The sequence below is a fragment of the Vibrio gallaecicus genome (assembly GCF_024347495.1).
Taxonomy (GTDB): domain Bacteria; phylum Pseudomonadota; class Gammaproteobacteria; order Enterobacterales; family Vibrionaceae; genus Vibrio; species Vibrio gallaecicus.
On sequence record NZ_AP025490.1, the window covers coordinates 2108551 to 2132311 of the forward strand.

General features: G+C 41.3%; 22 protein-coding genes. 10 read left to right on the forward strand and 12 right to left on the reverse strand.

All coding sequences use genetic code 11. The annotated features are described in order from the left end of the window. Positions 1–30: 30 nt before the first annotated feature. The gene (locus OCU78_RS09100; protein ID WP_137372884.1) at positions 31–1362 is read left to right on the forward strand and encodes a sensor histidine kinase; all 1332 of its coding nucleotides are present in this window, start codon (positions 31–33) and stop codon (positions 1360–1362) included. Between the two features lie 117 nt (positions 1363–1479). Further along, the gene (locus OCU78_RS09105) at positions 1480–1767 is read left to right on the forward strand and encodes a Bor family protein (protein ID WP_137372883.1); all 288 of its coding nucleotides are present in this window, start codon (positions 1480–1482) and stop codon (positions 1765–1767) included. A gap of 88 nt (positions 1768–1855) precedes the next feature. Here OCU78_RS09105 and OCU78_RS09110 read toward each other — a convergent pair whose 3' ends face one another. The 3 genes from OCU78_RS09110 to OCU78_RS09120 form a co-directional block, all read right to left on the reverse strand. After that, positions 1856–2185, reverse strand: coding sequence for an AzlD domain-containing protein (locus tag OCU78_RS09110; protein WP_137372882.1), 330 nt, complete (start codon positions 2183–2185; stop codon positions 1856–1858). Further along, positions 2182–2916, reverse strand: a complete 735-nt coding sequence (locus tag OCU78_RS09115; RefSeq protein ID WP_137372881.1) for an AzlC family ABC transporter permease — start codon at positions 2914–2916, stop codon at positions 2182–2184. The genes OCU78_RS09110 and OCU78_RS09115 overlap by 4 nt, the downstream gene beginning before the upstream one ends. A 137-nt stretch (positions 2917–3053) precedes the next feature. Then, the gene (locus OCU78_RS09120; protein WP_137372880.1) at positions 3054–3890 is read right to left on the reverse strand and encodes an AraC family transcriptional regulator; all 837 of its coding nucleotides are present in this window, start codon (positions 3888–3890) and stop codon (positions 3054–3056) included. 283 nt (positions 3891–4173) lie between these two features. Here OCU78_RS09120 and OCU78_RS09125 point away from each other — a divergent pair, with 283 nt between their 5' ends. Further along, on the forward strand, positions 4174–4509 hold the full coding sequence (locus tag OCU78_RS09125; protein WP_167494013.1) for a hypothetical protein: 336 nt from the start codon (positions 4174–4176) through the stop codon (positions 4507–4509). A gap of 221 nt (positions 4510–4730) precedes the next feature. Continuing rightward, positions 4731–5492 (forward strand): transporter substrate-binding domain-containing protein, encoded by a 762-nt coding sequence (locus OCU78_RS09130; RefSeq protein ID WP_137372879.1) that lies wholly within the window; start codon positions 4731–4733, stop codon positions 5490–5492. Between the two features lie 214 nt (positions 5493–5706). On the opposite strand, the gene OCU78_RS09135 is transcribed toward OCU78_RS09130, so the two are convergent. Genes OCU78_RS09135 through OCU78_RS09145 form a run of 3 tightly spaced genes read right to left on the reverse strand, consistent with a single transcriptional unit; the run spans position 5707 to position 8556 of the window. Continuing rightward, the gene (locus tag OCU78_RS09135; protein WP_137372878.1) at positions 5707–6492 is read right to left on the reverse strand and encodes a metal ABC transporter permease; all 786 of its coding nucleotides are present in this window, start codon (positions 6490–6492) and stop codon (positions 5707–5709) included. A 2-nt stretch (positions 6493–6494) separates the two neighbouring features. After that, complete coding sequence (locus tag OCU78_RS09140; protein ID WP_137372877.1) at positions 6495–7391, reverse strand: metal ABC transporter solute-binding protein, Zn/Mn family; 897 nt, start codon at positions 7389–7391, stop codon at positions 6495–6497. Further along, entirely contained in the window at positions 7381–8556 is a 1176-nt protein-coding gene (locus OCU78_RS09145; RefSeq protein WP_137372876.1) for a TonB-dependent receptor, read from the reverse strand. The genes OCU78_RS09140 and OCU78_RS09145 overlap by 11 nt, the downstream gene beginning before the upstream one ends. 139 nt (positions 8557–8695) lie before the next feature. On the opposite strand from OCU78_RS09145, the gene OCU78_RS09150 reads away from it, so the two are divergent. Continuing rightward, entirely contained in the window at positions 8696–9988 is a 1293-nt protein-coding gene (locus OCU78_RS09150) for a YncE family protein (protein WP_137372875.1), read from the forward strand. 88 nt (positions 9989–10076) lie between these two features. Here OCU78_RS09150 and OCU78_RS09155 read toward each other — a convergent pair whose 3' ends face one another. Then, positions 10077–11603, reverse strand: coding sequence for a methyl-accepting chemotaxis protein (locus OCU78_RS09155; RefSeq protein ID WP_137373284.1), 1527 nt, complete (start codon positions 11601–11603; stop codon positions 10077–10079). 667 nt (positions 11604–12270) lie between these two features. Between OCU78_RS09155 and OCU78_RS09160 the strand changes: the two genes are divergently transcribed. Beyond that, positions 12271–13620: a sensor domain-containing diguanylate cyclase gene (locus OCU78_RS09160; RefSeq protein WP_137372874.1), complete on the forward strand. Its 1350-nt coding sequence runs from the start codon at positions 12271–12273 to the stop codon at positions 13618–13620. Positions 13621–13732: 112 nt separating this feature from the next. On the opposite strand, the gene OCU78_RS09165 is transcribed toward OCU78_RS09160, so the two are convergent. Continuing rightward, entirely contained in the window at positions 13733–15655 is a 1923-nt protein-coding gene (locus OCU78_RS09165; RefSeq protein ID WP_137372873.1) for a sensor domain-containing phosphodiesterase, read from the reverse strand. A 465-nt stretch (positions 15656–16120) separates the two neighbouring features. Between OCU78_RS09165 and OCU78_RS09170 the strand changes: the two genes are divergently transcribed. After that, the gene (locus OCU78_RS09170) at positions 16121–16816 is read left to right on the forward strand and encodes a substrate-binding periplasmic protein (protein WP_137372872.1); all 696 of its coding nucleotides are present in this window, start codon (positions 16121–16123) and stop codon (positions 16814–16816) included. A 73-nt stretch (positions 16817–16889) separates the two neighbouring features. On the opposite strand, the gene OCU78_RS09175 is transcribed toward OCU78_RS09170, so the two are convergent. The 3 genes from OCU78_RS09175 to OCU78_RS09185 form a co-directional block, all read right to left on the reverse strand. Then, positions 16890–18068, reverse strand: coding sequence for a MalY/PatB family protein (locus OCU78_RS09175; RefSeq protein ID WP_137372871.1), 1179 nt, complete (start codon positions 18066–18068; stop codon positions 16890–16892). A gap of 76 nt (positions 18069–18144) precedes the next feature. Beyond that, positions 18145–18501 carry a nuclear transport factor 2 family protein gene (locus tag OCU78_RS09180; protein WP_137372870.1) on the reverse strand — a complete coding sequence of 119 codons (357 nt, stop codon included), beginning with the start codon at positions 18499–18501 and terminating at the stop codon, positions 18145–18147. A 45-nt stretch (positions 18502–18546) separates the two neighbouring features. Beyond that, entirely contained in the window at positions 18547–19458 is a 912-nt protein-coding gene (locus OCU78_RS09185) for a DMT family transporter (RefSeq protein WP_137372869.1), read from the reverse strand. A 104-nt stretch (positions 19459–19562) separates the two neighbouring features. Between OCU78_RS09185 and OCU78_RS09190 the strand changes: the two genes are divergently transcribed. Next, positions 19563–20456 (forward strand): LysR family transcriptional regulator, encoded by an 894-nt coding sequence (locus OCU78_RS09190; RefSeq protein ID WP_137372868.1) that lies wholly within the window; start codon positions 19563–19565, stop codon positions 20454–20456. 50 nt (positions 20457–20506) lie between these two features. Here the strand turns inward: OCU78_RS09190 and OCU78_RS09195 are convergent, their stop codons facing one another. After that, a complete protein-coding gene (locus OCU78_RS09195) occupies positions 20507–22372 on the reverse strand; it encodes a fructose-specific PTS transporter subunit EIIC (RefSeq protein WP_137372867.1) in 1866 nt (621 codons plus the stop codon). A gap of 258 nt (positions 22373–22630) precedes the next feature. Between OCU78_RS09195 and OCU78_RS09200 the strand changes: the two genes are divergently transcribed. Together OCU78_RS09200 and OCU78_RS09205 are read left to right on the forward strand one after the other, a co-directional pair. Beyond that, complete coding sequence (locus OCU78_RS09200; protein ID WP_137372866.1) at positions 22631–22951, forward strand: PTS fructose transporter subunit IIB; 321 nt, start codon at positions 22631–22633, stop codon at positions 22949–22951. 8 nt (positions 22952–22959) lie between these two features. After that, a complete protein-coding gene (locus tag OCU78_RS09205; RefSeq protein WP_137372865.1) occupies positions 22960–23733 on the forward strand; it encodes a PTS sugar transporter subunit IIA in 774 nt (257 codons plus the stop codon). Positions 23734–23761 lie beyond the last annotated feature (28 nt).

Consider the following 23761-nt stretch of genomic DNA (forward strand, 5'->3'; position numbering starts at 1 on the left):
TCAAATTGAGCGTGTGAAAAGAGAACGCTAATGCGACGTATCTATCTAGAATCCATACTCGGCTTAATCGCTTGTTTTTTAACGGGTGTGATCACCTTTGAAATCAGTGTTTATCAACTCAATACTGATTATGAGTACATACTGCAGGACTACGAAGCGGTCGCCCATCAGCAACTTTTAGAAAATATTGCCCAAAGTCAGGGTTTAGAAGCCGCTCAGCAAGCCATTAATGAATTTGCGAATACCACTAGGCTTGTTCTAACCGTTTACGAACCGAACGATACTGTTCCGGACTTAGCTGCTAACTTTTTTGCAAAGAACCCGACTTTGCATACCTTTCATGATGACAATAGAGATCTATGGTTTCGACTTTCTGATAGCGACCATATTTATCATTACTACCCTGATGATCAGTCTTTAGTTCGTGAAAAAATTGAACTCGAAGATAAGTTACTTTGGGTTTTCTTCATCTCTAGTTTTATTGTGTACAGCTTAGGTCATTTATTAATTATTTTCCGACGAGTCAATAAGTTAGAACAGGCAACCTTACGCTTTGCCGAAGGTGATTTATCTTCCCGTGCTGATACTTCAGGAGGAAGCTCAATTGGTACGTTGAACAAATCATTCAACATTATGGCAGACAGGATTTTTCATCTTATTGAAAGTAACCGTTCTTTAACTAACGCCGTCGCCCATGAGCTTCGCACTCCTGTTTTTCGCATCCAATGGCAAGCTGAATTATTAAAAGATACCCCACTGTCGAATGAGCAACTTGCCACCATTGAAAGCATTGTGGAAGACACTGAAGAAATGGAACAAATGGTCGATGAGCTTTTATATTACGCAAAACTCGACAATAGTTGCCTTGAGTTAATGTATGAGAAACTAGAGCCCACAGACTTCTTTGATAAAGCAATCAAACGCTGGAGCAAAGAAACCAAGCTTGATATACATTTTGCTCTTCCCCAGCCCCTCAGTACTTCAACACTGTTTTTTGAAGCCGATAAAAAATTGCTCAGCCGCGCGCTAGATAACTTAGTGCGAAACGCTTTTAAATATGCTCAAACACAAATTCTTATTGAACTAACCACTCACGATGAGCAATTTCAGATTGCTATTCATGATGATGGTCCCGGTGTTGAAGATGAACATCAAGCTCATCTATTTGAACCTTTTTATGTCGGCAATAAAGCACGAAACAAGGCAAAAAGTGGGCATGGCTTAGGGTTATCTATCGTCAAAAAGATTTGCGAACAGCACAATGGCTCCATAAATATCGAGCGTAGTACCAAATTGCATGGTGCGCTTTTTATTATAACTTTACCGTTATGTAATGAATGCGCTGACAAACCTATACAGTAAATCAATAAAAGCTCTGGAATAATAAGCGACATCGGTTAGGAGATGCACGAGAACATTTTTCATGATGCACACCTTTGTTACTCCTGACCAAATCATTGAATATTATTTGGAGATACCATGAAAAAGTTAATTCTTATTACTGCCCTATCATTAGTTGCTACTGGTTGTGCACAACAAACGTTCGTAATGGCACCACAAGAAACTGAAGTCACTACTGAGCAGTCTCACCACTTCTTTATTAATGGCCTTGCTCAAAAGAAACAAATCGATGCTGCGAAAGTATGTGGTGGTATCGATAAAGTAGCGAAAGTAGAAGTTCAAGAAACATTCGTTAATGGTTTACTTGCTACGGTTACTTTCGGTATCTACACACCTCGTGAGGCTCGTGTTTACTGTAAGGCTTAAGCTCGAACTGGTGTAAACCCTATAAGTAAAATTCTGTAAATAATCCCTCGCTATGAGGGATTATTTATACTCACGACTAAGACGTGGCTTACTTAAATAAGAGGTCAATAACAACTAAGTTGTAAAACAGAAAAACTCCCATCCCCACTCCTATCGTCAGTAATACATTACCTGTCTTCCATATTAGTAACCCAGTGACCAAGGCACCAATCAAATACGGGTTCTCAAAACTTGGGAAAAATTCTTGTTCCGGTGCAAATACAATAGGTCCCCAGATTGCAGTTAACACCGCAGGGCTTGAATAACGAAGGAAACGTCGAGCGGTATTATTAAGCCTTAGTGGAATCGCTGGCTCCAAAAAAATGTAGCGACTTGCAAACACAATCGCTGTCATTAATAAAATGGATAACCAAATCATAGCTGTTCTCCTTCGGCAGTCATTTTTTTGGAATGCCCACGTTGCACATAAGACTCACTAATAAACCCAGCGATCATTCCCGAAATGGAAGCGATCATTAATGCCCCTTCCACCTGATTGACTGTTAGAAATACCGATAAAACCAGAGAAACCAACACGCACACCACCACAGGTAGAGTTTTAATTAAAGGGAAAACCAGCGCGATAAACGTTGACGCTACCGCGAAATCTAAACCAATTTCGTTTAATGAAGGGATTTGGCTACCAGCTATAATTCCGACAAAACTGGCAATATTCCAAATAAGATAAAAACCGCCACCCACTCCCGCCGCATACCAACGGTTGAATTCTTGCTGTGTTTGCCCATTACAAATTGCAAATAACTCATCCGTTAACCAAAAACCCAATAACAAGCGCCATCGGGCAGGCAAATGGCTGATCTTATCTCGCATTGAAATACTGTAAAGGAAATGCCTTGAAGTGATAAATAGAGTGGTTAATAGCATAGTGCCAATACCAATCCCCGATTTAAACATGCCCGCAGCAACCAGTTGTGCAGAGCCCGCAAACAAGATTCCAGACATAGCCTGAGCTTGATATACATTTAGCCCAGCATCAATCGCATAGGAACCCGCTAATATCCCCCACGGTATTACTGCGATGCTTAAAGGCATTCCCGCAATAAACCCTTTTCGTAACTCAGTGCGTTTGTTCATTCTTGCGTAATCCATATATTCTTATTATTCATCACATGCTTTTAATGTAAGAGAGCATCCACTGCCGCGATTGTACAAACTTGCTCTATTGACTCGCTCTATAACTGCTAACACTAGAATCAGACTTACTCATACAACGTCTGATTTTATAGCTAAGCAAGCATCTTTATATACTGACCAGGCGTGTATCCATTCGCTCTTTTAAAGTGCCGATGAAAATGGCTTTGATCGTGAAAACCGCACTCTTGCGCCGTTTCAGAAATGGTATGCCCTTTCTTTAATAACTGACGTGCAAACCGTAGTCGAGCTTGAATTTGGTAAGCGTGTGGCGGTAAACCAAACTCTTTTTGAAAAGAACGCACCAAATGATAAGGACTTAATGCAGCAAGGTTAGATAACTCTTCTAATGACACATCAGCTTGTGGGAAATCATCTAAAAACTCCTTAACCAGTAAAAGTTGTCTCTGAACTTTACCTTCTAATTTTGGAGTAAGTGTAGACTTGCCGTGCTTACTGATTAATTTGACAAACATTCCGTACATCAGTGTTTCTCTGAGTAAGCGGTTGTCAGAAGCATCAATGGTATTGAAAACAAGACGAATTTGATTCGCTAACTCAGGGTCTTCAACTACGGCATTAGGAAAATATGGAGCCCCATAGCTGGGTAAATTGAGGTCTTTAGAAATTTTAGCTAACTGTTCTGGTACAGGATACATTGCTCGATACGCCCAACCACCTTCAGATGCCGAATGCCCGCTATGGACTTCATCCGCATTAACTAAAATGATGGTATCTTGCGGCGCGACATGGTGACCGCCTGTTCGGTAGAAGCGCTGAGCACCTTGTTCAATCACACCAATGGTGTAGCCTTCATGGCTATGGCGAGAGAAGTTTTGCTTTTCGTATTCTGCATTGAGGATCTCAAGGCCGCCGAGCTCTTCTGTGATCTTATATTCAGCTTTTTCTTTAGAGCGCTTTTTGCTGTCCATAGCCATCCCCAAGCCTGTTAATCATCAAACGACCTATCAGTCTACTTTATAGGTTCACATGACTTTTGTATAAAATTGCGCATTTAGCATTTATTTAATGAACTGAGACATCAATTTAACGATTCACCTTAATGAGATGAAGATCCTGCTATTTACTCTCTTAGCAAAAAATTGACAAAACACTTCAATATTCATGCGCATAATCTCTGCCTAAATCAACATTTCGACTCAGACCAAAAACTAAACCAACACCTCAAATCATCGGTAACAGACTAGAAATATAATGAAAATAATCTTAAGCCTGCTCTTATTTTTAAGCATCACTGGGTGCACACATAACCAATCTAAAGCTTTAAGTGCTAACACGTCGGCAGTCAATGTCTATCCTCAGTCTATGTCAAACCTACAATTGTGCGACACCTTGTATTACGGGCGTTCAAGCAATCAAACACTGGCTGCAATTGGAAGTGAATTTAATAGAAGAGGGCTATCAAAAAGTTGGTGTGACCGCGAGACAAACAAGCTCTATTTTACAAAAGCCGTTGATTGGGTCTCTGATAAAGTAGATGACAACCAAGATTCAGAAGAAGAGTCGCCCGTTGTAGTTCCTGCTATTTAATCCATGAGTTAATTGGTACTAGCTTTAGTTTTAGCGAGTACCAACCAATAAACAATCGTTCCTTTTTTGCATTCAAGTTCTGCTTTAAGAAAAGTTTCAAACCTCTTTCATCTAAATCAAAATCCACCTATGCCTAAGTTCACATCAATATGCATTCGTATTGATAAATGTTAACAAATAGTTAATTATCCATATCCATTATTACAATAAGGAAATAACAAATGAAATGGATATTACTTGCTTTCGTCAGTTTTTTTTCTGTCTTCACATACGCAAAAGATTGGAAACAAATTCGCTTTACTGTTGAAGGGGCTTACCCGCCATTCAGCTGGACAACACAAGATGGTCAACTTGAAGGGTTTGAAGTGGATTTAGCTAATGCTCTGTGCATCGAATTAGGTGTTAAATGCATCATCTCAAAAACAGATTGGGACGGTATCATCCCTTCTCTGTTAAGTCGCAAAAACGATGCGATTATTGCGGCAATGACAATTACTGAAGAGCGGGAAAAGAAGGTTAACTTCACTATTCCATATGCAAAAGTACCGACTCGCTTTGTCATGAAAAGTGATAGAGAAATCAATATGCAGGACGACAGTTTAAATGAGCTTACGATTGGGGTTCAAAGAGCAACCATTGGAGATAAATATCTATCTGAAATTTACCCTAATGTAGATATTCGTCGCTATGGTACTTTTGATGAAGCATTCACAGATTTACTCAATGGACGTCTTGATACCGTTTTTGGTGGTTCAATGGGGCTGAACGCAGGCTTTCTTGAAACAGAACAAGGTAAGGACTATCACTTTACAGGTCCGAAGTTCACTGAAGAGAAATGGTTTGGTCGCGGTATTGGTGTAGCAGTCAGAAAACAAGATAACGAACTCAAAGACCTTATTGATGATGGTATACAAAGACTTATCGATAATGGACAACACAAAAAGATTGCAAGTAAGTATTTTTCATACAGTATTTACGAGTAATCTATTGGTTTAAATGAGAGCCGACTATGTTTACAAGGAGAACTAACAATGTTTTCAAAAATCGTGAACAAAGATTCTGGCTCGATTTTTAGGCAATTTAAACAACAAAAAGCCGCTATTAAAGCGGCTTTTCTTACACATCAGTACTTTTACAAAGTTCACCATCCAACACTTATTACTAGTATCGATAAAGTTACTTTATTCATACCAAAATTTAGCTGTTCGGCGTACTTGCAACTGAAGCGACCTTTTTAGACACTCCTGATAAAATCACGCTATATAGCAATCCAGAAACAGCCATACTTAACACTACACAAGGTCCAACGGGAAAATCCCAAATCAGAGAGGTATAAAACCCTCCAACGCCTCCAACCATACCGACAACAATGGCTCCTAACCACATGGTACGATTATTCAGAGCAGCAACAGACAAAGCTGGAATAATCAAGCAAGCAAACTCTAGATACACGCCAAGACTCATCACTAAAGGTGGAATCGCGATGGCAAATAGTATGTAAAAACCACGACCAGCTAACCAGCTACCACGCCATACTTGAATAGCAAATAAAGCAGCAGCTACACAAAAAACTGGCAGCACGTCACTTGGGCTACTCCAGAGTAAGCGACCATTGAGTAAAGAAGATATCATCTCTTTACCATGCGGGTTATGGCTAACCAGTAGTACCGCTAAACACGCAGCTAACACATAAAGTAACCCAATTAAGGCTTCTAAATGCTGGTCAACTTTGCGTTCAAGGTAGCTCAGAAGTATCGCCGCAGGCACTGTTAATACCCAAGAAGCCAATAATTTTGAGCTAAACGGCACATCAGCATGTCCAACAGATAGCTGAATTATCAAGACTCCAAGGGCAGCAATTTGCGCCATCGCTAGGTCAATAAATATCACCCCTCGCTTCAAGACTTGTCGCCCAAGAATAATGTTAGCAAACAGAGCAAACAGTCCCACTAAAGCAGGGGCAACTATCCATGAATACGCCACATTTATTTCCTTTGAAGGTTGAGTAGCTGCGCGATGCTATCGTCAATTAATGCCGCTAATGTCTCTGTATTTGGCCTGCCACCTACACTCTGTGCTAGTTCTGCTACAGGTAAGGATGTTCGTTCTGATAACCATTTCGCGGCGTCTGTTGGCTGATGACTGGAATACACAATACCATTAGCATCCTTGGAACTAATTGAGCTCAATGAATTAAGGTGTGCTACTGTCGGCGGTAAACCAGGCTTAGGCTCTAAATCTGCCACTTGCTCGACACCAAGCCATGAAAATAAATAGCGATGGGTTTCGTGATACCCCACTAACTGCATTCCTTTCAAACTATCACCTAGAGAATGCCAACGCTTTATATGCTTGCGCCAATCTGCACGAAACTTAACCCCATTTCCTTTATACAAAGCCTGGTTGCCTGGATCGATTTTAGCTAATCGTTCCACAAGAGCCTTAGAAATATTCGGAATATCCTCTACAGCAAATTGTACATGTGGATTACCATGACCATGCACATCCCCCATAGAACGATCTACGTGATCATGAGTATCTAACATATTCACATAATCCGTTGCCCAAAATAGACCGTCTTTGCCATTTTGAACTTTGCTATTACGGCTCTGACGTTGCAATTCTGGTAGCCAACCAATCTCAAGCTCTGCCCCTGAACAAACCACTAGATCAGCTTTTCGCATCTTTGAAATAAGAGAAGGTCTCGCTTGTACATAATGTGGGTCTTGCATTGCGGTAGTCGCTGAAAAAACCTCGGCATTTGGCGCATGTTGTTTGACTAAAGCCGCCCAGTCGGGCTGACATGTAAATACGTTCAAGCTTGCATTTGTAAAAAATGAGGTCGCGAGCAAACCACTTGCGATAACGAATTTAGAAAGCATGAGCTGGGTGTGCTCCGAATGACATGATGTATTGCACAGTAAAGATAGTCTGAGATTTTTCACTTAACTGCTCATGGGTCACCTGAGTACGCACTCGTCCAAAGTGAGAGCCATGCCAATCTAGAGCAATATCCGTTTCTTGGATATCAGATTGAGTCAACTCGCCATGATGATGGTCTACATGCCAGTGAACCTCTCCAGTTACAGCATTCATCTCCCCATATCGACCGCTCACGGTCCAGTTTGGCGAAAACTGATAAGCTAACTCAGCATACCAACCATAAGCTTGGTCATCTGCATTTGGAATGGATTCCATTTGCTCATCGTAGCGATCATCTATTAACCATGCTTCAGTGGTTGCTCGAAGGTTCTCTTGCTTATAATTTCCTTGTGGCGCCCACTTCCATGTCATATCAACACCATGTATCCATTTACCTGTAACGCTTGGTCCATGTGAGTGACTATGATCTCCATGGTCATGGGATGAATGATCGTGTGAGCCGCCAGACGTTTCTTGGGCAACAAATCCTTCACCATTAGCGTTGTACATAGTACTCAACCCAACACGCCAGCTATTCGATTCATCAACATCATCACCAATTTGAAGGTTTGCGGTATACACGCCAACCGTTGCCGGATCACTGTAGCCAACATCCCAACCTTTTCCGCTAAACATTTCATAACTAGCGGCAATAAAAGTGTCCGTTGGCGCCAACCAAGAAACCTGCACACCATCATCAAAATAATGGCTACCAAACACGGCGCGATAGACAGCGGGTCTATCACTGAATGCATCTTCATGAAGATGTTTACTGTTGAGGTAGCCAACGTTTGACAACAATCGTCCAGCTTTCACTTTGAAACCCAAAGGCAAACTTAGCGTTTCAACAAACGCTTCTTCCAATTCGAATTCAGTCGCACCACCGTGAGTGGCTAAGACCGTAATCAATTGACCTCGAAAGTTTTGGTCAATGTTGCTACTCAGCAAAATTTCAGAATGACCAAGACCGAATCCTTTATCTCGCATCCCCCACTGTCGAGTTTCACTCTGATAAGCCCCATCTAGCACAACACCCAGATCTACATCAAGCGCACCTACCGCAAATGGCGAAACTAAACTAAGGAGAGAAGCACCATAAAACGCATTTAAAGAGAATTTTTTCACCTAGACCTCTGAATTGTAAATGATTATTACTAACAAAAAGATTGATTGATAATAATGTTATGTTATAACATCTCACAAAGTCAATCATTCAATGAATACTTCTCATTCAACAATTCATAGATTTATAAAAGGAAGTTCTATGCACTTTGCTCCAGGATTCTTCGGAAAAAGAACACTATTAACATTGTCAATCGCTGCATTTATCAGTGGTTGTTCTGATGGTGAAAACAAAGCCGACACAGGAACGCAAGATAGCCAACCTGATCACCAGGAAGAAAATGTAAGCCGAGTCGTGATTAGTGAAGCGGGTAGCAACAATGTTTATGTTTTAAATGCCAATAGTTTTGAAACCCTTGGGCAGTTTGCTTTGCTTAATGCACCTTCAGGGTTAAAAACTAGCCCGGATGGTCGCTATGCATTGGCGCTTCAACGTAGCCAAGACACAGTAGAAATCATTGACAGTGGCGTTTATGCGGAAACTCATGGGGATCACTTCCACCTGCATGCAGATGAACCAGTACTGCTAAGCGATACGTACACGAGTCCAGCACCAACACACTACGACTTAGCCGACCATAAAACTGCACTGTTCTTTGATGGGAATGCAGAAGCTGGCTTAAACGCTGAATTGAAAATTTTGGATGACGCGACCATTGCGGGAGCAAGCCAGATCGCAAGCTACTCATTCACTTATGCAATGCACAGCACAGCTCAAATCTTTGGCGAGCATGTTTTTACAGGCATCAAATCAGACCCTGCAGTCGGCGGGCTACCAGATCAAGTCGCAGCGCTTGAACTACATGGTGATCACTTCCATGGACCGACAGTTGCGAACGTCACCTGTCCTTCATTGCACGGCAGCGCACAATCAGAAACTCAAGTGGCATTCGCTTGTGATGACGGCGTCGTAGTAATCAGCGATCCTGGCGTAGCACCGCAGTACACTAAAATTGTTAATCCAGCATCTCTAGAGGCTGGTTCTCGCTTTGGTAAAGTTTTAGGCTTCAAAAACTCTGATAAATTACTTTTCGTAAGCCGCTCTCTACAAGCATTCCAGCTTAATCAGGGAGCATTGGAAGAAATCTCATGGAAAGAGACAAATGAGGAAGGATACCTAACTTACGCCAGCACAGAATCTGCATTCTTAGTGTTGTCTTCAACTGGTAAATTAAAGGTGTTTGACCCATCAACTAACTTCACCCAAAGCGCCGAAGTGCAACTGTGGGAAACTGTACCAACTCTAGCTGAAGGTCAAAAATTCAGTATCAGTTACGATAAACGAAGCCACCATGTTTACGTAACCGACCCAACGAACAAGGTGATACTAGAAGTCGAGCTACATGAACAGCCAACAGTGAAAACACACCAACTGAGTTTTGTACCAGGTTTAATTACTTGGGCAGGAACAACAAAAGAAGAGCACCACCACTAATCATTAGGTGCTGAAAATAATCAAATTATGTAGATAACAAAACAGCGCAGCTAAACACTGCGCTGTTTTTAATTAGAAATTACTCACACTAGATTCTAAATGAACCAACATGTCGGTCTAACACTTGAGATAAGTCTGCAAGTTTTTGACTCGATTGTTCAAGTTTCTCACTCGCGTCCAAGCCATTTTTAACAGACGTGTTGACTATATCCATATTCATATTGATCTCGTTCGCCACCGCTGATTGTTCCTCTGTTGCTGTAGCGACTTGAGTATTGATATCTAAAATAGCTAAGACTTGCATCGATATTTTTTCCAATGCTTGGCGTGCCATGTCCGTTTCAGTTGTCCCTTCTTCAATCAAGTTTTTACTATTACTCATTGAATTAACAGCATTTTGAGCTTCGGTTTGTAGCTGATTAATCATAGTGTCAATTTCGTCTGTTGACTGCGCTGTCTTGGTTGCAAGGTTACGCACTTCATCAGCAACTACAGCAAAGCCTCGGCCAGCATCCCCCGCACGTGCCGCTTCAATCGCAGCGTTTAGCGCAAGTAAATTCGTTTGCTCGGAAATACCTCTGATAACATCCAGAATGGTACCTATCGATTGAGTATTACCTGCAAGGCTCACTATTATGTTGGATGCACTATTCATTTCAGCTTCGAGGTTAGCAATTGCAGTCGTTGTTCTCTCAATAGTGTTATGCCCTTCTTGAGTCTCACTAGATGCCGTATTTGCTGCACTTGCAGCATTAGCTGCACTCGTCGCAATTTCATTCACCGTTGCAATCATTTCATTCATAGAGGTCACCACCAGCATGGTTTGCTCGTTTTGTTCTTGTCCTCTTTGCAAAGCTTGCTGTGACTGTTCACGTAGTGAGATAGCAGTACCATTCAATTCAACGCCAGTATTCACAGTTTGCGTAATGATCTCATGCACTTTTCCAACAAACACATTAAAAGCCGAAGATATTTGAGCCACTTCGTCATTGCCTTTAATCGGAAGTCGAACCGCTAAATCACCATCACCTTTAGAAATGTCCTGCAGCGTACTTTTTAACACTAAGAGAGGTTGCATCAATTTGCTTAATAAAAGCGAAAGGATCACAAGACAAACAATAAAAATAATCACCATTGAAGTAAGTTGGTACGTGACTATTCCATTTGTTGCTTGGCTTACCTCTGTAATGGGAATACCGATATCAAAAGTACCGTACAATTGACCATTGACATAAATTGGAGCCATTATGTCAAACACCCATACCTTCTGAACATCTGCATACCATTTAGAATATTGCGGTACACCTTTAGTTGCACCTTCTACGGTGTAACTGTCTTTATAAACTTTGTTTAGCTTATTCTTGTCACTGTGCGCTATTGCAGTAACATTACTATCAATAACAATGGCATATGTCACATCTGAGCGTTGCTTTAGTTCATCAACAAGTTTTTGTAGATCTCGTACGGGATCGCTTGAATTCTCTAGAATGTATTCTGCATTACCTGCCAAAAAGTCAGCTTGCACTTGAGATTTTTGCAAAATTATCTCATCAATTTTTTCACTAGAAATGAGATACGTTGATGCCATGCTAGCGGCAACTGCGATGCCAAACATGATAAAAACAGCTAATAGGATTATTCTTTTCATTTATATTGCCTCGATGCAATTTTGTTAAAACCTTAAGAAAGAGACCTAATTTCATGATTTACTTCGCAACATTAGGGCTAGCTACCGCTACTTTATCCCCATAGATTCCTACAGCTTTAACAAAATAACCCAAAAAGCATACCGCTATCACATTTATACTGGTAATAAGTCCTTACACATTTATATCAATTACTTTCCAATTAAAGATAAAAGCCATAATACAACTTCGATTTAAATCTCATACCTTCTTATAAAGTTTCTATATCAGATTAGTTGTTTAAGCAGATACAGCTGCAAGAGTTGTGGTTCGAGAGCAATAATAACTGGCGTTGCCAAAAGAAAAACGACTGCCTATTAACGCTATAAATATTCATATCGTTATCTATGCTCTACCCTCTGGATTTTCCGAAGGAGCTCTTGTGTTGGAAAATACTTCAGGGGGCTAAGTAGTACTCTGCTGTTGCAACCATTCAAAAATTGCTTGGTGAGATACCTAGAATGTATGGAGTTATCTATAATTTTATTAATCTGTTATTTAAAAAGAGCGGATTCCCTTTGAAAAACCTACTTAAGACTATACTGATTTAGTGCCACCTGTATTTCACCCAATAAGCATAGGTAACCTTCTATAGGTATGAAAAAGTTAAAATCACGCACCTTTATTCCGGTCAAGTCATTGACTCACATAGTCGCGTGGCTCTTGTTTGCTATGGTAGTTGCATTGGCTAGTTGCCTATTGTTTTTTTTAAATTCACTCGATCAGATTACTACCGATGAATTAGACCAGCGGGTTCATTTAGCGCAAAAGCTTGAAGCCAATCATGGTCGAGATATTCTCGAAGAGTATACATATTGGGATGAAACTTATTTGAAGGTAGTCATTGAAAATGATGCTAACTGGATTGAAAACAATTCAGGAAACTACTTGATGGAAAAAAGTGATCATGATTTTAGTGTTGGGGTTATAGAGGGAGATAAAGAAGCTTATTTCATTAAAGGCGTTGATGCTCAAAACCTAAGCTTTGATGAAATAAAGAACTCACTTTTTGAATTGATGAATTTAGCACAACAGCACAAGACAGAGACTCAATTAGCTCACGGGCTGTTTCGTTTTAATTCGGATGTTTATCATATCGTTGGTGGTCCATTAATCGATGAAGGATTGAAAAGCCCGATACAAGGGACCTTTTTAGCCCTCGGGAGACGTATTGACACAGAGTATTTGAGTGAGCTTGAGAAGAATTATCAGCTATTCGACCTTAAACTAAGCTACAGCCCTAAAGGTCTCAAATACTTTACAGCCCTACTTGCACCTTCTGGAAATGCCATTGCATATTTATCATGGAAGCCTCAACTGCCGAGTCGGGATATTATTCCAGTAATAATTCTCATATCTATACTATTTACTTTCATTATTACGAGTGTAATGAAAATTCTTCTCCAAAAAGAACAAGCTAGCCGAGAAGAATATGAGGATAAACTCTTTCTCGAAGCCACTACCGACTCTCTTACTAAAGTGAATAATCGACGCTACTTTATGGAAATAGGCTCAAGAGAGCTTAATGCCTATAAACGCCTAGATGAGGGGCTCTTTACCGTTTTAGTCCTTGATATTGACCACTTTAAAGCGATTAATGACCAGCATGGTCATAGTGTAGGTGATAAAGCTTTAACGCATTTTGCTCAACTTTGTCTCAAAGAACTCAGGGAATCTGATATTTTTGGCAGAATTGGAGGGGAAGAATTTGCAGTTGTTCTACCAAATACGAACCTTGAAAAAGCCATCGAAGTCGCTAATCGAATTCGAGCGCTCGTTGCCCAAACTCCCTTTGTTTCAAAAGACAAGCCACTCCATTTAACCGTGAGTATTGGAGTCTCCGTTCTGACTAAACATGACCAATTAGAAGTCTTGATTGAGAAAGCAGATAAAGCTTTGTATGACGCTAAAAATGAAGGAAGAAATAGAGTCGTTATTTACAGTTAGCTTGAGTTTTGGTTTTGGTTTTGGTTTTGGTTTTGGTTTTGGTTACCCATTTATAGATTCAATTACAAACAAGTAATCAAAAGAAAACCAATTTATTAATAAAAAGAAAGAATTAGCTAAAGTAGCTCTTCTCAAATAAATCCGCAGTAACTGGCTTACCGTAAAGATAGCCTTGACCATAATCACACTCTTCAGATTTTATGAAGTCATCTTGAGCTTGCGTTTCAACCCCTTCAGCAATGACATGCATGTCTAACTTCTTACCAATCGCAATGATCGCTTTAGAGAGCTCTCTATCCTGCTCATTTTTTTCTATATTGGTGATAAAACAGCGATCAATTTTAAGGGTATTAAAAGAATATTTCTGCAAATAACTCAATGATGAATACCCAGTCCCGAAGTCATCCAATGACACCCGTACCCCGAATTGTTGTAGTTTCTTAATCGTGTGCTGCGCAACATGTTCATCTTGCAACAAAATACCTTCAGTGATCTCTATTTCCAACGCCGATGCTGGCAAGTTGTACAAACTTAAAAGGTTTTCTATATGTTCCGCAAAACTCGAATTCCTAAATTGAACTGGCGAAATATTAATCGCAATTCGAAAGTTTTGGGGTTGTATGACAAACCATTTAGCGGCTTGAGCAATCGCGGTATGTAATACAAAATTACCGATCTCATTTATCTGCCCATTACGCTCAGCCAAGTTGATAAACTGATCTGGTGGTACATTACCTAAAATAGGGTTATTCCAACGCAATAAAGCCTCAGCTCCAATCACTTTATTATTTTTAAGACAGAAGAAAGGTTGGTAGTTAAGGCTCAACTCTCCATTTTTTAGGGCATCGACTAAATTTGATTCAAGGTGATATCGCTGCTCAATATTTAACTGAGTTTGTTTCGTAAAAAATGTGTACGGGGAGCCATTAACCTTGCTAATGTCCATCGCAGCTCCTGCTTTCTGGATCAGCTCAGCCGCATTTTCAGAGTCTGACGGAGCTTGGGCGATACCCATACAGCAAGGGATGGTTATGGTAAATTCTGCAATCGTAAACGGAGTATTACTGCTTGTAATAATCTGATTAATCAATTGAATCTCATCAGTTGAGTCACACTTAGGTTGTGCGATGACAAATTCAGCACCCGCAACCCTAGCAAATAGAGTATCACTACTTAAAAAGCTCTGAACACGTTGAGTAAAGAGCTGCAATAATTTATCGCCAACCACATAACCGTAGCTATTATTGATCGACTTAAAGTTCCTTAGTCCGAAATAGATCACCGTTGTATTCGCTGGAATGGAAGCATTTAACTGTTGAGTCAGGGAACTTATAAAACTTAAACGATTAGGTAAACCTGTGAGAGCATCATAACTTTTGTAGTAATCCACAGAGTCTTCTATAACTCTGCGTTCCTCTATCTCTTTAATCAGTTTTTCACTCAACTTTGCCAGCTCTGTGGTTCTTTTCTGAACATTATTTTCAAGTATCTGATTCAGATATTGCAACTCAGACTGTTGATACAAATGCGCTAAATTAGCATTTATGCCATTTTGAAAACGTTCCAATAATTGCCGATAAGATTGACTGTATTCTCGCTCTTGATTATCTAACATGCATATCGTGCCAAATGGGGTCTTATTCGGCCAAGTCAAAGGCAAACCACAGTAGGCTATCATTCCTAGCTTAATATCTGGGTTCTGGTCCCATTCAGGATCCTTAAGAGCGTTCGGTATATGCAGTTCACTCTGATTTTTAATGACCGTTTCACAGTAAAGCCCATTTCCTAGAACTTCACTATCATGTCGATTATAAGGGTTGCCTTGAGTATTACTCGTCGTAAAGACTGAAATATCAGTCGCTGTTACTTTCATTATTAGCACAGCAGGGCTATCGACAATTTCAGCTAATAGGTCAAGTGTCTTCTGCCAACCATTGAACATATCATCAGGTACGTCGATCTGAGATGTATTAATATCCACATGACCGAATAGGTGATCATATTGCAGCTTTTTTAGCTCGGCTTTATAGGGCATTAAATTACATCCTTGGATTTTTCACTGCTAATAAATTTAGTGACTAAGTAAGAGTATGTGGAATTTATTCTTTTAAGTCATGTATATAAGTATATTAATTAGAATAGGCACTGCAATTAGTTCATAGTCTTATTGTTAGTGTTAATCACTTCACGCTTATAATGATGATGGTCAGTAATAAGGAATTATACAAGCAACTCATCCTCATTCATTCGAAGAGAAGCACCGTAACTTTGCCCCTACTCTTTTGAGCGAATAGGCACTCAATAATTAGCTAATAACCAAATTTATTTTCTAATGAAAAAATCGCACGATTCACTATCTGAGAAACCGGCAAAAGGGTGTGAAGAATAAGCAATGGAACTTACTCTTTGATGATTTTGAAAAATATAGAAGGGACAATCATAGTTCCATCATTTAGAGACTATAATGAATGAAAAGCTTGTTTAAGGTGTAAATATCAACATGATAAGTAGATTCTTTCTATTAGCTGTAACACTTCTGATTTCTCTTAAGTCATATTCGTTTGAAGATATGTTCTTTATCGTCCCTGTTTTTCCGCCTTACACTCAATTAGACTCTGACTCCCTTCCCTCAGGCATTGGAACAGATGCAGTCAAACAAGTTCTGGATTCTATGGGAGTTAATTATACGATTACTATATCGTCGAACCATGGTCGCGCATTACAAGAGGTCCGAAAGCAACATTCTGACGGTTTCTTTATGGCATCACAAAATTCAGAACGAGATAAATACGCTGAGTTTTCAGAGCCTTTAATGTCCAACCGCTGGGTTTGGGTTATTCGCCAAGAAAATGCGCAAAACTTTAACCCCAGCGATCCAATGTTTAAAAAACGCTCGACAGTCGCGAGCTTGCTCAATACCAACACACACCACTGGTTAAAAGTCAGTGGCTTTACATCTGTACACGCTGCCACATCAGTTCGAGGTCTTAAAGATAAGCTAGACTCAGGAGCAATAACTGCCATATTAATTGCTGAAATGACTTTTCTTGATACCGTGGACCAGATAAGTGATTACGAAATCATCTTAGAACAAGAGAAAGAGTTTGGTCTTTATATTTCTAAGCATTTCCTAAGTGATAACCCAGGCTTTATGTCCAAGCTGAATCAGGCAATTCGGACATATCGGGAGCACTAGCTCCCTATTAAAAGTCTCGGCATATTTGCTAGTGAGCATTAAAGTTCACCTACATAAACTTTGTTAACTGCACTTACTTATTCAAATTTATAACCGCACTTTTCAGTAACTCCAATGATGCTTGAATTTGCTCCAGAGGTGCAGCAAAGTTCATGCGGTAGAAGTTGGCGTCTGGTTCGCCGAACCAGGTTCCCGGTGTTAATGCCATTTTTGCATCATTCACTAGTAATGTTTTGAGCTCTCCGGTTTCTAGGCCCAAGCCAGTAAAATCAAACCATATTTGGTTAGTACCTTCTGGCTTAAACACTTTCACATGTGGCATATGCTGTGAAATAAAGTCCATAATCCAGTCACGGTTGTTTTGTGTGTATTCAACAAATTGGTTGAACCACTCTTCTCCGTGTTGATATGCGGCTATCGTTGCGTAAGTAGTAAATGCATTACCGTGGTCAAGCGACATTGAAGCAACCGTTGCTTTAATTACATCTTTTAATTCACTGTTTGTAGTGTAAATATAGCCATTCGAAATACTATTAAGACCAAAGTTCTTTGCTGGCGAGCCAATAATTGTGATGGTGTTTTCGTAATCAAAAGAAGCGATGCTAGTGAAATCTGCTCCGTCAAAGACGATATCGCCATGCACCTCGTCACTCACAATGAGTGTTTGAGTTTTCTCAGCAATCTCTACCATTTTTTCAAGTTCGTGTTTTGACCAAACGCGACCTACAGGATTATGAGGGTTACATAGCAGTACCATTTTCACGTTTTCGTCACGAAGCTGGTTCTCAAAAGCTTCATAATCCATCACATAACGATCATTCTCGATTTTTAGCGTATTACTAATAGCGGTTCTGTCTGCTGATTCAATTAAGCGTCGAAACTGATGATAAACCGGAGTCTGGATAAGTACCCCTTCGCCTTTTTCAGTGAACTCACGAATGAGTAATGCAATCGCACTTAGTACACCTGGCACTTGAACAAACGATTTCATGTCAAGCGTCAAACCATGACGCTTTTTATTCCAAGCAGAGATCCCTGCAAATACGGTCTCTGAGTCAAACTCATAGGAATAAGTCTCGCGGCTTACCAAATGCTGCATAGCTTGAGTGATTGGAGAAGCAATTGGAAACTCCATATCTGCAATCCAATATGGAGTAACTTCATCTGAGCCGTAAACTTGGCTTAGCATATCGCTATCGTGTTTGATAAATTTATTTGCGGCGGTTGGGTTGTTTGTAAAGGCTTTAAACATGATTTCTTCTCTGCATTTTTGGTTCGTACTAATAAGACGAATAAACTGCGCAAAAGATGCAAAATATTTTCAGGTATTACAATTCAGAGACATCCGCGAAGATTTTATATTGATGTATCAAGCCCTGCTTGAAAGATAAGAAGGTCGCAAACTTGGCGACATGTGCGCTGCCATTCATGCGTACATAATCAACTTTCCCCTCACACGCAACCGTATCTTCATTTACGTAAATCCCAGAAAATGTATGCGTCATTGATTTGATTGACGCAAAGAACGCAGCGTTAACTGCTTCGACGGCTGGCTTCCCAACTACTGGCTCCGCGTTCGAAAAATGAAACGACACGTCATCATGCAGTAATGCCATTAAGGCGTGAACATCCTTTTGGTCGACGACTTGATATAGATATTTGGTCTGTTCGATTAATAGTGACATACATGTTGCTCCTTTGTGTTTGAACTAAATTGGCTTTAAACGAGATTAAGATTTAGCGTGATTAAATAAGTACAGGCTTACCAACAACAGAATGACTGCCGCGATCAATTGCAGCGTTAATGGCTCGCCATACCACGAGATCCCAATGGATACACCAACCACAGTCACCACATTTCCCACTTGGCTAAAGCCCAGCCCATCTGTGATCCGTTGAAAACGAAACGTCAGTAAATAACTGAGTGCCGATAAGCTTGCCATGAGTGCAAGTACGCCAGTTCCGTTTGAAATTAATTCACCTTCAACCGCCTGTGTAAACGGAAGCCATATCATGCTCTGAAGTGTCAGCATCCCAGCAGCCAGAACAATTGGATTGGCAAGAGGAGGAAACGCGCGACTGCGATAGACATTACCAGCAGCCAAAAATATGGGTACGAGTAGCGCAATAGCCAGCGCTGACCAAGGAGATGAAGTGTTCATTTGTGGTGACAAAGTTACAGAGAGTGCGGCAATGAACCCAATCATGATTCCGAGCACTTTTCGCCAGGTTAGTGAGGAACCTTGAAAAGGTAAGGTGAACAGCAAGGTAAAGATAGGCGACAAAGTAACGAGTACACTGAACGTACTGGTATTGAGTGATTGCAGGGCATAGGTCGACGCAAGATTTGGGATTGCGACACCCAGTAAGCCAGCCCAAAGATAATAACGGTAATGCACCAATGCCGTTAGGTTGAGCTGACCTCTAATCACCAATAACGTCATTAACAATATAGCAGCACCTGCCATCGGTATTATTGCGACATCAATTGGTGGAATACCAATGGTCACAGAATATTTGGCTAATGCAAAATTTACGGCAACAAGGCTGCCAATGCTGACCACATATAACGGAGACTGAAATTGCCGACCAATATCATTCAGATGCATTCTTACCGTTAACGGTTTTATCAGTGATTTCATGTTTTACTCTATAGATTGGAGTCGATGAAATCAGCATAAAAGACCTAGATTGATTAGAGAATAGGCTCTACACTCTCCACACTGTATCCAATTTGGCGACAATCATGCAGCACTTAGACGCTATTCCTTATTTCCTTGCGGTGGTAAAGCATTCAAGCTTTGCGGGCGCAGCGCGTGAACTGGGCGTGTCACGTTCGGCAGTCAACAAACGGGTGATCCAATTAGAGTCAAGCCTTGGAGTGCGTTTGCTGCACCGCACTACACGGCAAGTATCGCTTACTGAATCCGGTGAGCAGTTTTATGATCACCTCACCAAAGCAAATTATTGGCTGCAAAAAGCTGAAGATGCAGCAACCAGTCAACAGGATCAGGCAATTGGCACATTGCGGGTTAATGCGCCAATGTCTTTTGGTCGTCTTGTATTAGCCCCTCTCATCCCACAGTTTCTTAAACGCTATCCTCATATTCACATCGACATGACGATGGATGATGGTTACGTTGATATTGTCGAAGGCGGGTATGATATAGCGATTCGAGCAGGGGATTTAAATGACTCGAGTTTAGTGGCAAAGCGATTAACCAGCGTCCGTAGCGTCATCTGCGCTTCTCCTACGTATTTTAATGAGAGTGGTTTATCTACGCCAACCGAGATCGGTGAACTCAGTACGTATAACGCTTTGCTTTATCGTCATGCATCTGAGAGTGCCGAGTGGTTTTTTGGTCACCAAGATCAAGTGACCAGTGTTGTTGTAAAAGGAAATTACCGAGTCAACAACAGCGAGGCATTACTGTGTGCGACCATCGCAGGGCTTGGGATTGCTAGGCTCCCCGACTTTATCGCCAATGCCCCAATTCAGTCGGGACAATTACTGCCTTTGTTGCCTAACTATTTAATGCCAGAGAAAAATGTCTATGCTTTGTTTCCCGAGCGAGACCCTATGCCACTCAAATTACGATTGTTCATCGATTTCCTTGCAGCTGAGCTCAATGACCGTTGAACGTCTATGATCTTTTAGCTTCAGACTTATCATTAACATTAGTTTTAGCCTTAGATTTTCCTCATAATCAAGGCCTGTGCATTGAGCATCGCTTCTTTGGTGCTGACATCTAAGGTTTTAACGTTCGCAAAGCGTTCGACCTCTTTAATCGCCACATCGTGGGCAAAGATCACCAACCTTGCCTTTTCAATGTCCCTCTGCGTAATGCGATTGTCTACTCCATTGGCACCTTGTGTTTCAACTTTAATTCGAACTCCAAGATGATGAGCCGCCTTTTCCAAAGACTTTGCCGCGAGAAAAGTGTGCGCGACACCTGATGGGCAAGAAGTAATCGCAAGTACATCGGCTTGCCCTTCTTCCGTCACCGAACCGCCTAGGGATTGGTACAAACGCTCATCGCTTTCGACCACGTTCTTTTTCAGTAATATCACTATTAGAGCTGTCGTTAGAGCCCCTGCTAATGTCCCGATGATATAGCCAATCTTTCCATCAACCACAGGCAGAACAATCCAGCCGCCCCAAGGGGCATGGTTCAATACATGGAACATAAAGCCGACTACGTTACCAACAATACCACCAGCTACAACAGCCGGTAGAACGCGCGCAGGGTCAGCGGCGGCAAAAGGAATCGCACCTTCACTTATTCCGATCATACCCATGATTCCTGCGGCTTTTCCTGCTTCGCGTTCATCTCGTTTAAACTTCTTTGGAGAGATGAAAGTCGCCAATGCCATACCCAAGGGTGGCGTACAAATCGCAATTCCGACGCCGCCCATTAGCCATGGTTGAGTATTCACCTGAGTTTGGGCAAACAGCGTCGCGACTTTGTTGATCGGACCGCCCATATCAAAGGCCGTCATCGCACCTAGAATACTGCCTAATAACATTTTTCCTGATCCTGCCATGCCAGTAAGCATTTGGTTCATCTCAAGCATCACTTGGGCAATCGGCGAGCCAATCACCCACATCACAGCACCACACGTAACAAAGGTGCCCACAAGCGGATAAATAAAGATCGAACTCAGCGAGATCATACTGTCTGGTAGTTTGATTTTCTTGAGTAAATTGACCACAAAGCCCGCAAAAAAACCAACCACTATCGCACCGAGGAAACCAGTATTATATTGATCCACAGCGACCCAAGAACCAATCATACCGGGCGCCAAACCCGGCTTATCTGCCATTGAATACGCGATGTAACCACCAAGTATGGCAGTAAACAAAGTTAAACCCGCAATACCCATTTGTGCGATGTCAGCCAGAACGCCACTTTCAGGCACAGCGCCGTGACCAGAGATCATCACCGACAGAGACAAAAGCACACCACCCGCGACCACGAATGGGATCATATGTGACGTGCCGTATAAGAGATGTTCTTTGAGACGATTAAGTGATTGAGCCCAAGGGCTTAGAGGCTCGCTGTACGCTTCTTGATGATTTGAGGCATAGCTATCGAAGGATTCAGAATTAGCTTCGAGAAACAGCTCTTGAGCCTCTTCCACCGACTCAACTGCCTTTAATTTTGTAACAAAGTCATCTTCAATCAGTTTGGTCGAGATCTGAGCCAACACCTCGATATGATGGTCATCATTGTTGTCAGGAGAAGCGAGCATGAAGAACACATCAGACAGTTCTCCACCGTCTGCACCATAATCAATACCAGAACGGCTGATACCCACCGCGACAGCAGGTTTCGCTACGGCACAACTTTTCGCATGTGGAATCGCAATTCCATCATCAAAGCCGGTGTTGCCAATCGCCTCACGCTTCCAAATATCATCAAGGAATTCACTTTTACTGGAGAGTTTGCCAGCACGATCAAGCAGTTCAACAAGCTCTTCAAATACCGCTTGTTTAGAGTCTGCCTTTAAATCCAGACAGATAATCTCCGGCTCTATAATGTCAGTGATGTCCATGTGCTGCCTCGTTCGAGTGCCAATTTAAGTAAATGAGATAAAGAGGTTAATAAGATGAAAAGATTAACGGTGTGAGCGCACTCATTATATAGGACGAAAGGTGCATTAACTGGATATTTGTAACCAAGAATCGAGAGTGTGACATCCACCTTTGAATTAAAAACGGTAATCCATAAAATTCACAGATTACTATAAAGATCTTGCTACTCTAGTCATCTAGTAACCAGAGAATAAGCCGAGATTAAACCGAGAAGAAAAATGAGAATTGTAGCGGTAACTGCGTGCCCTACAGGCATTGCGCACACCTATATGGCAGCTGATGCACTAAATAAAACTGCCCCTAAATTCAACGTTTCAATTAAGGTTGAGACACAGGGGGCTATGGGTATTGAAAACCTACTATCTGCACAGGACATTGCCCTCGCGGACAAAGTATTGATCGTCTCTGATATCGATATCGAACAGCCAGACCGATTTGAAACCTCTAAAACCATATTTGTCCCAATGGAAGAGGTACTACTGAGCGTGGATAAAGTCTTTATTAAGTATTGTCGCGACATAAAAAGCAATCGAGCCTAACTCTCGGTATGAATGAATATCAGATTACCTTCTTCGTTAACGATCCTGCCGAGAATTCACACGTCGCGCAGCCTCTTACTCGCTTAGCGAAGAAGTTCAAAAGCAACATCCGCATTATCAACATCACTCAAAACCGAACTGCTGATCTGTCCCAATCTGTTGCGATGTTACAAGTAGGCTTACTTCGTGGAGATTTGTGTCAGATCACCGCCGTTGGTATTGATGCAGAGTTGGCGTGTTTTGTATTAAAAGACGTGATTGCTGAGCATTACGACATGGTTGGCTCTCAAGTGAACCATGAATTTTCTAACGATTTAATCCAGCGTATGCCGCAGATTTGCCCACCTTGTGACATCAAATGGCACCATGCCAAAGCACAAACTCAACTGACCAAATTTGAATGCTTAAAAGGGCTTGCTCATTTGGTTTATCCAGAAGACCCAGATGAACTGATTCTGGCGTTTATTAAGCGAGAGGAACGTTCGTCGACGTGTGTATCACCTGGAATTGCTTTACCTCATGTGATGTTTGAGTCGACTCAAGATCTCTCTATTGCTGTTATCGTCAGTGACAGCCCAATTGATTGGGCATCGCAGATAGGTCAAGTGCATGTTGCCATCGCACTCGTTCTTCCAACAAGACCGCAACGCGAACATATTGTAGCTGCCACCAATTTAACGAGAAATCTACTCCACGATCAGGTAAATGAGCGCCTGCAAAAAACCAGAAGCAGTGTCGATTTACAAGCGCTGCTGATGTATATCTCATCTCGCTTGCTTTAACACTTTTTGCCCTGGCTTTCTTACTAAA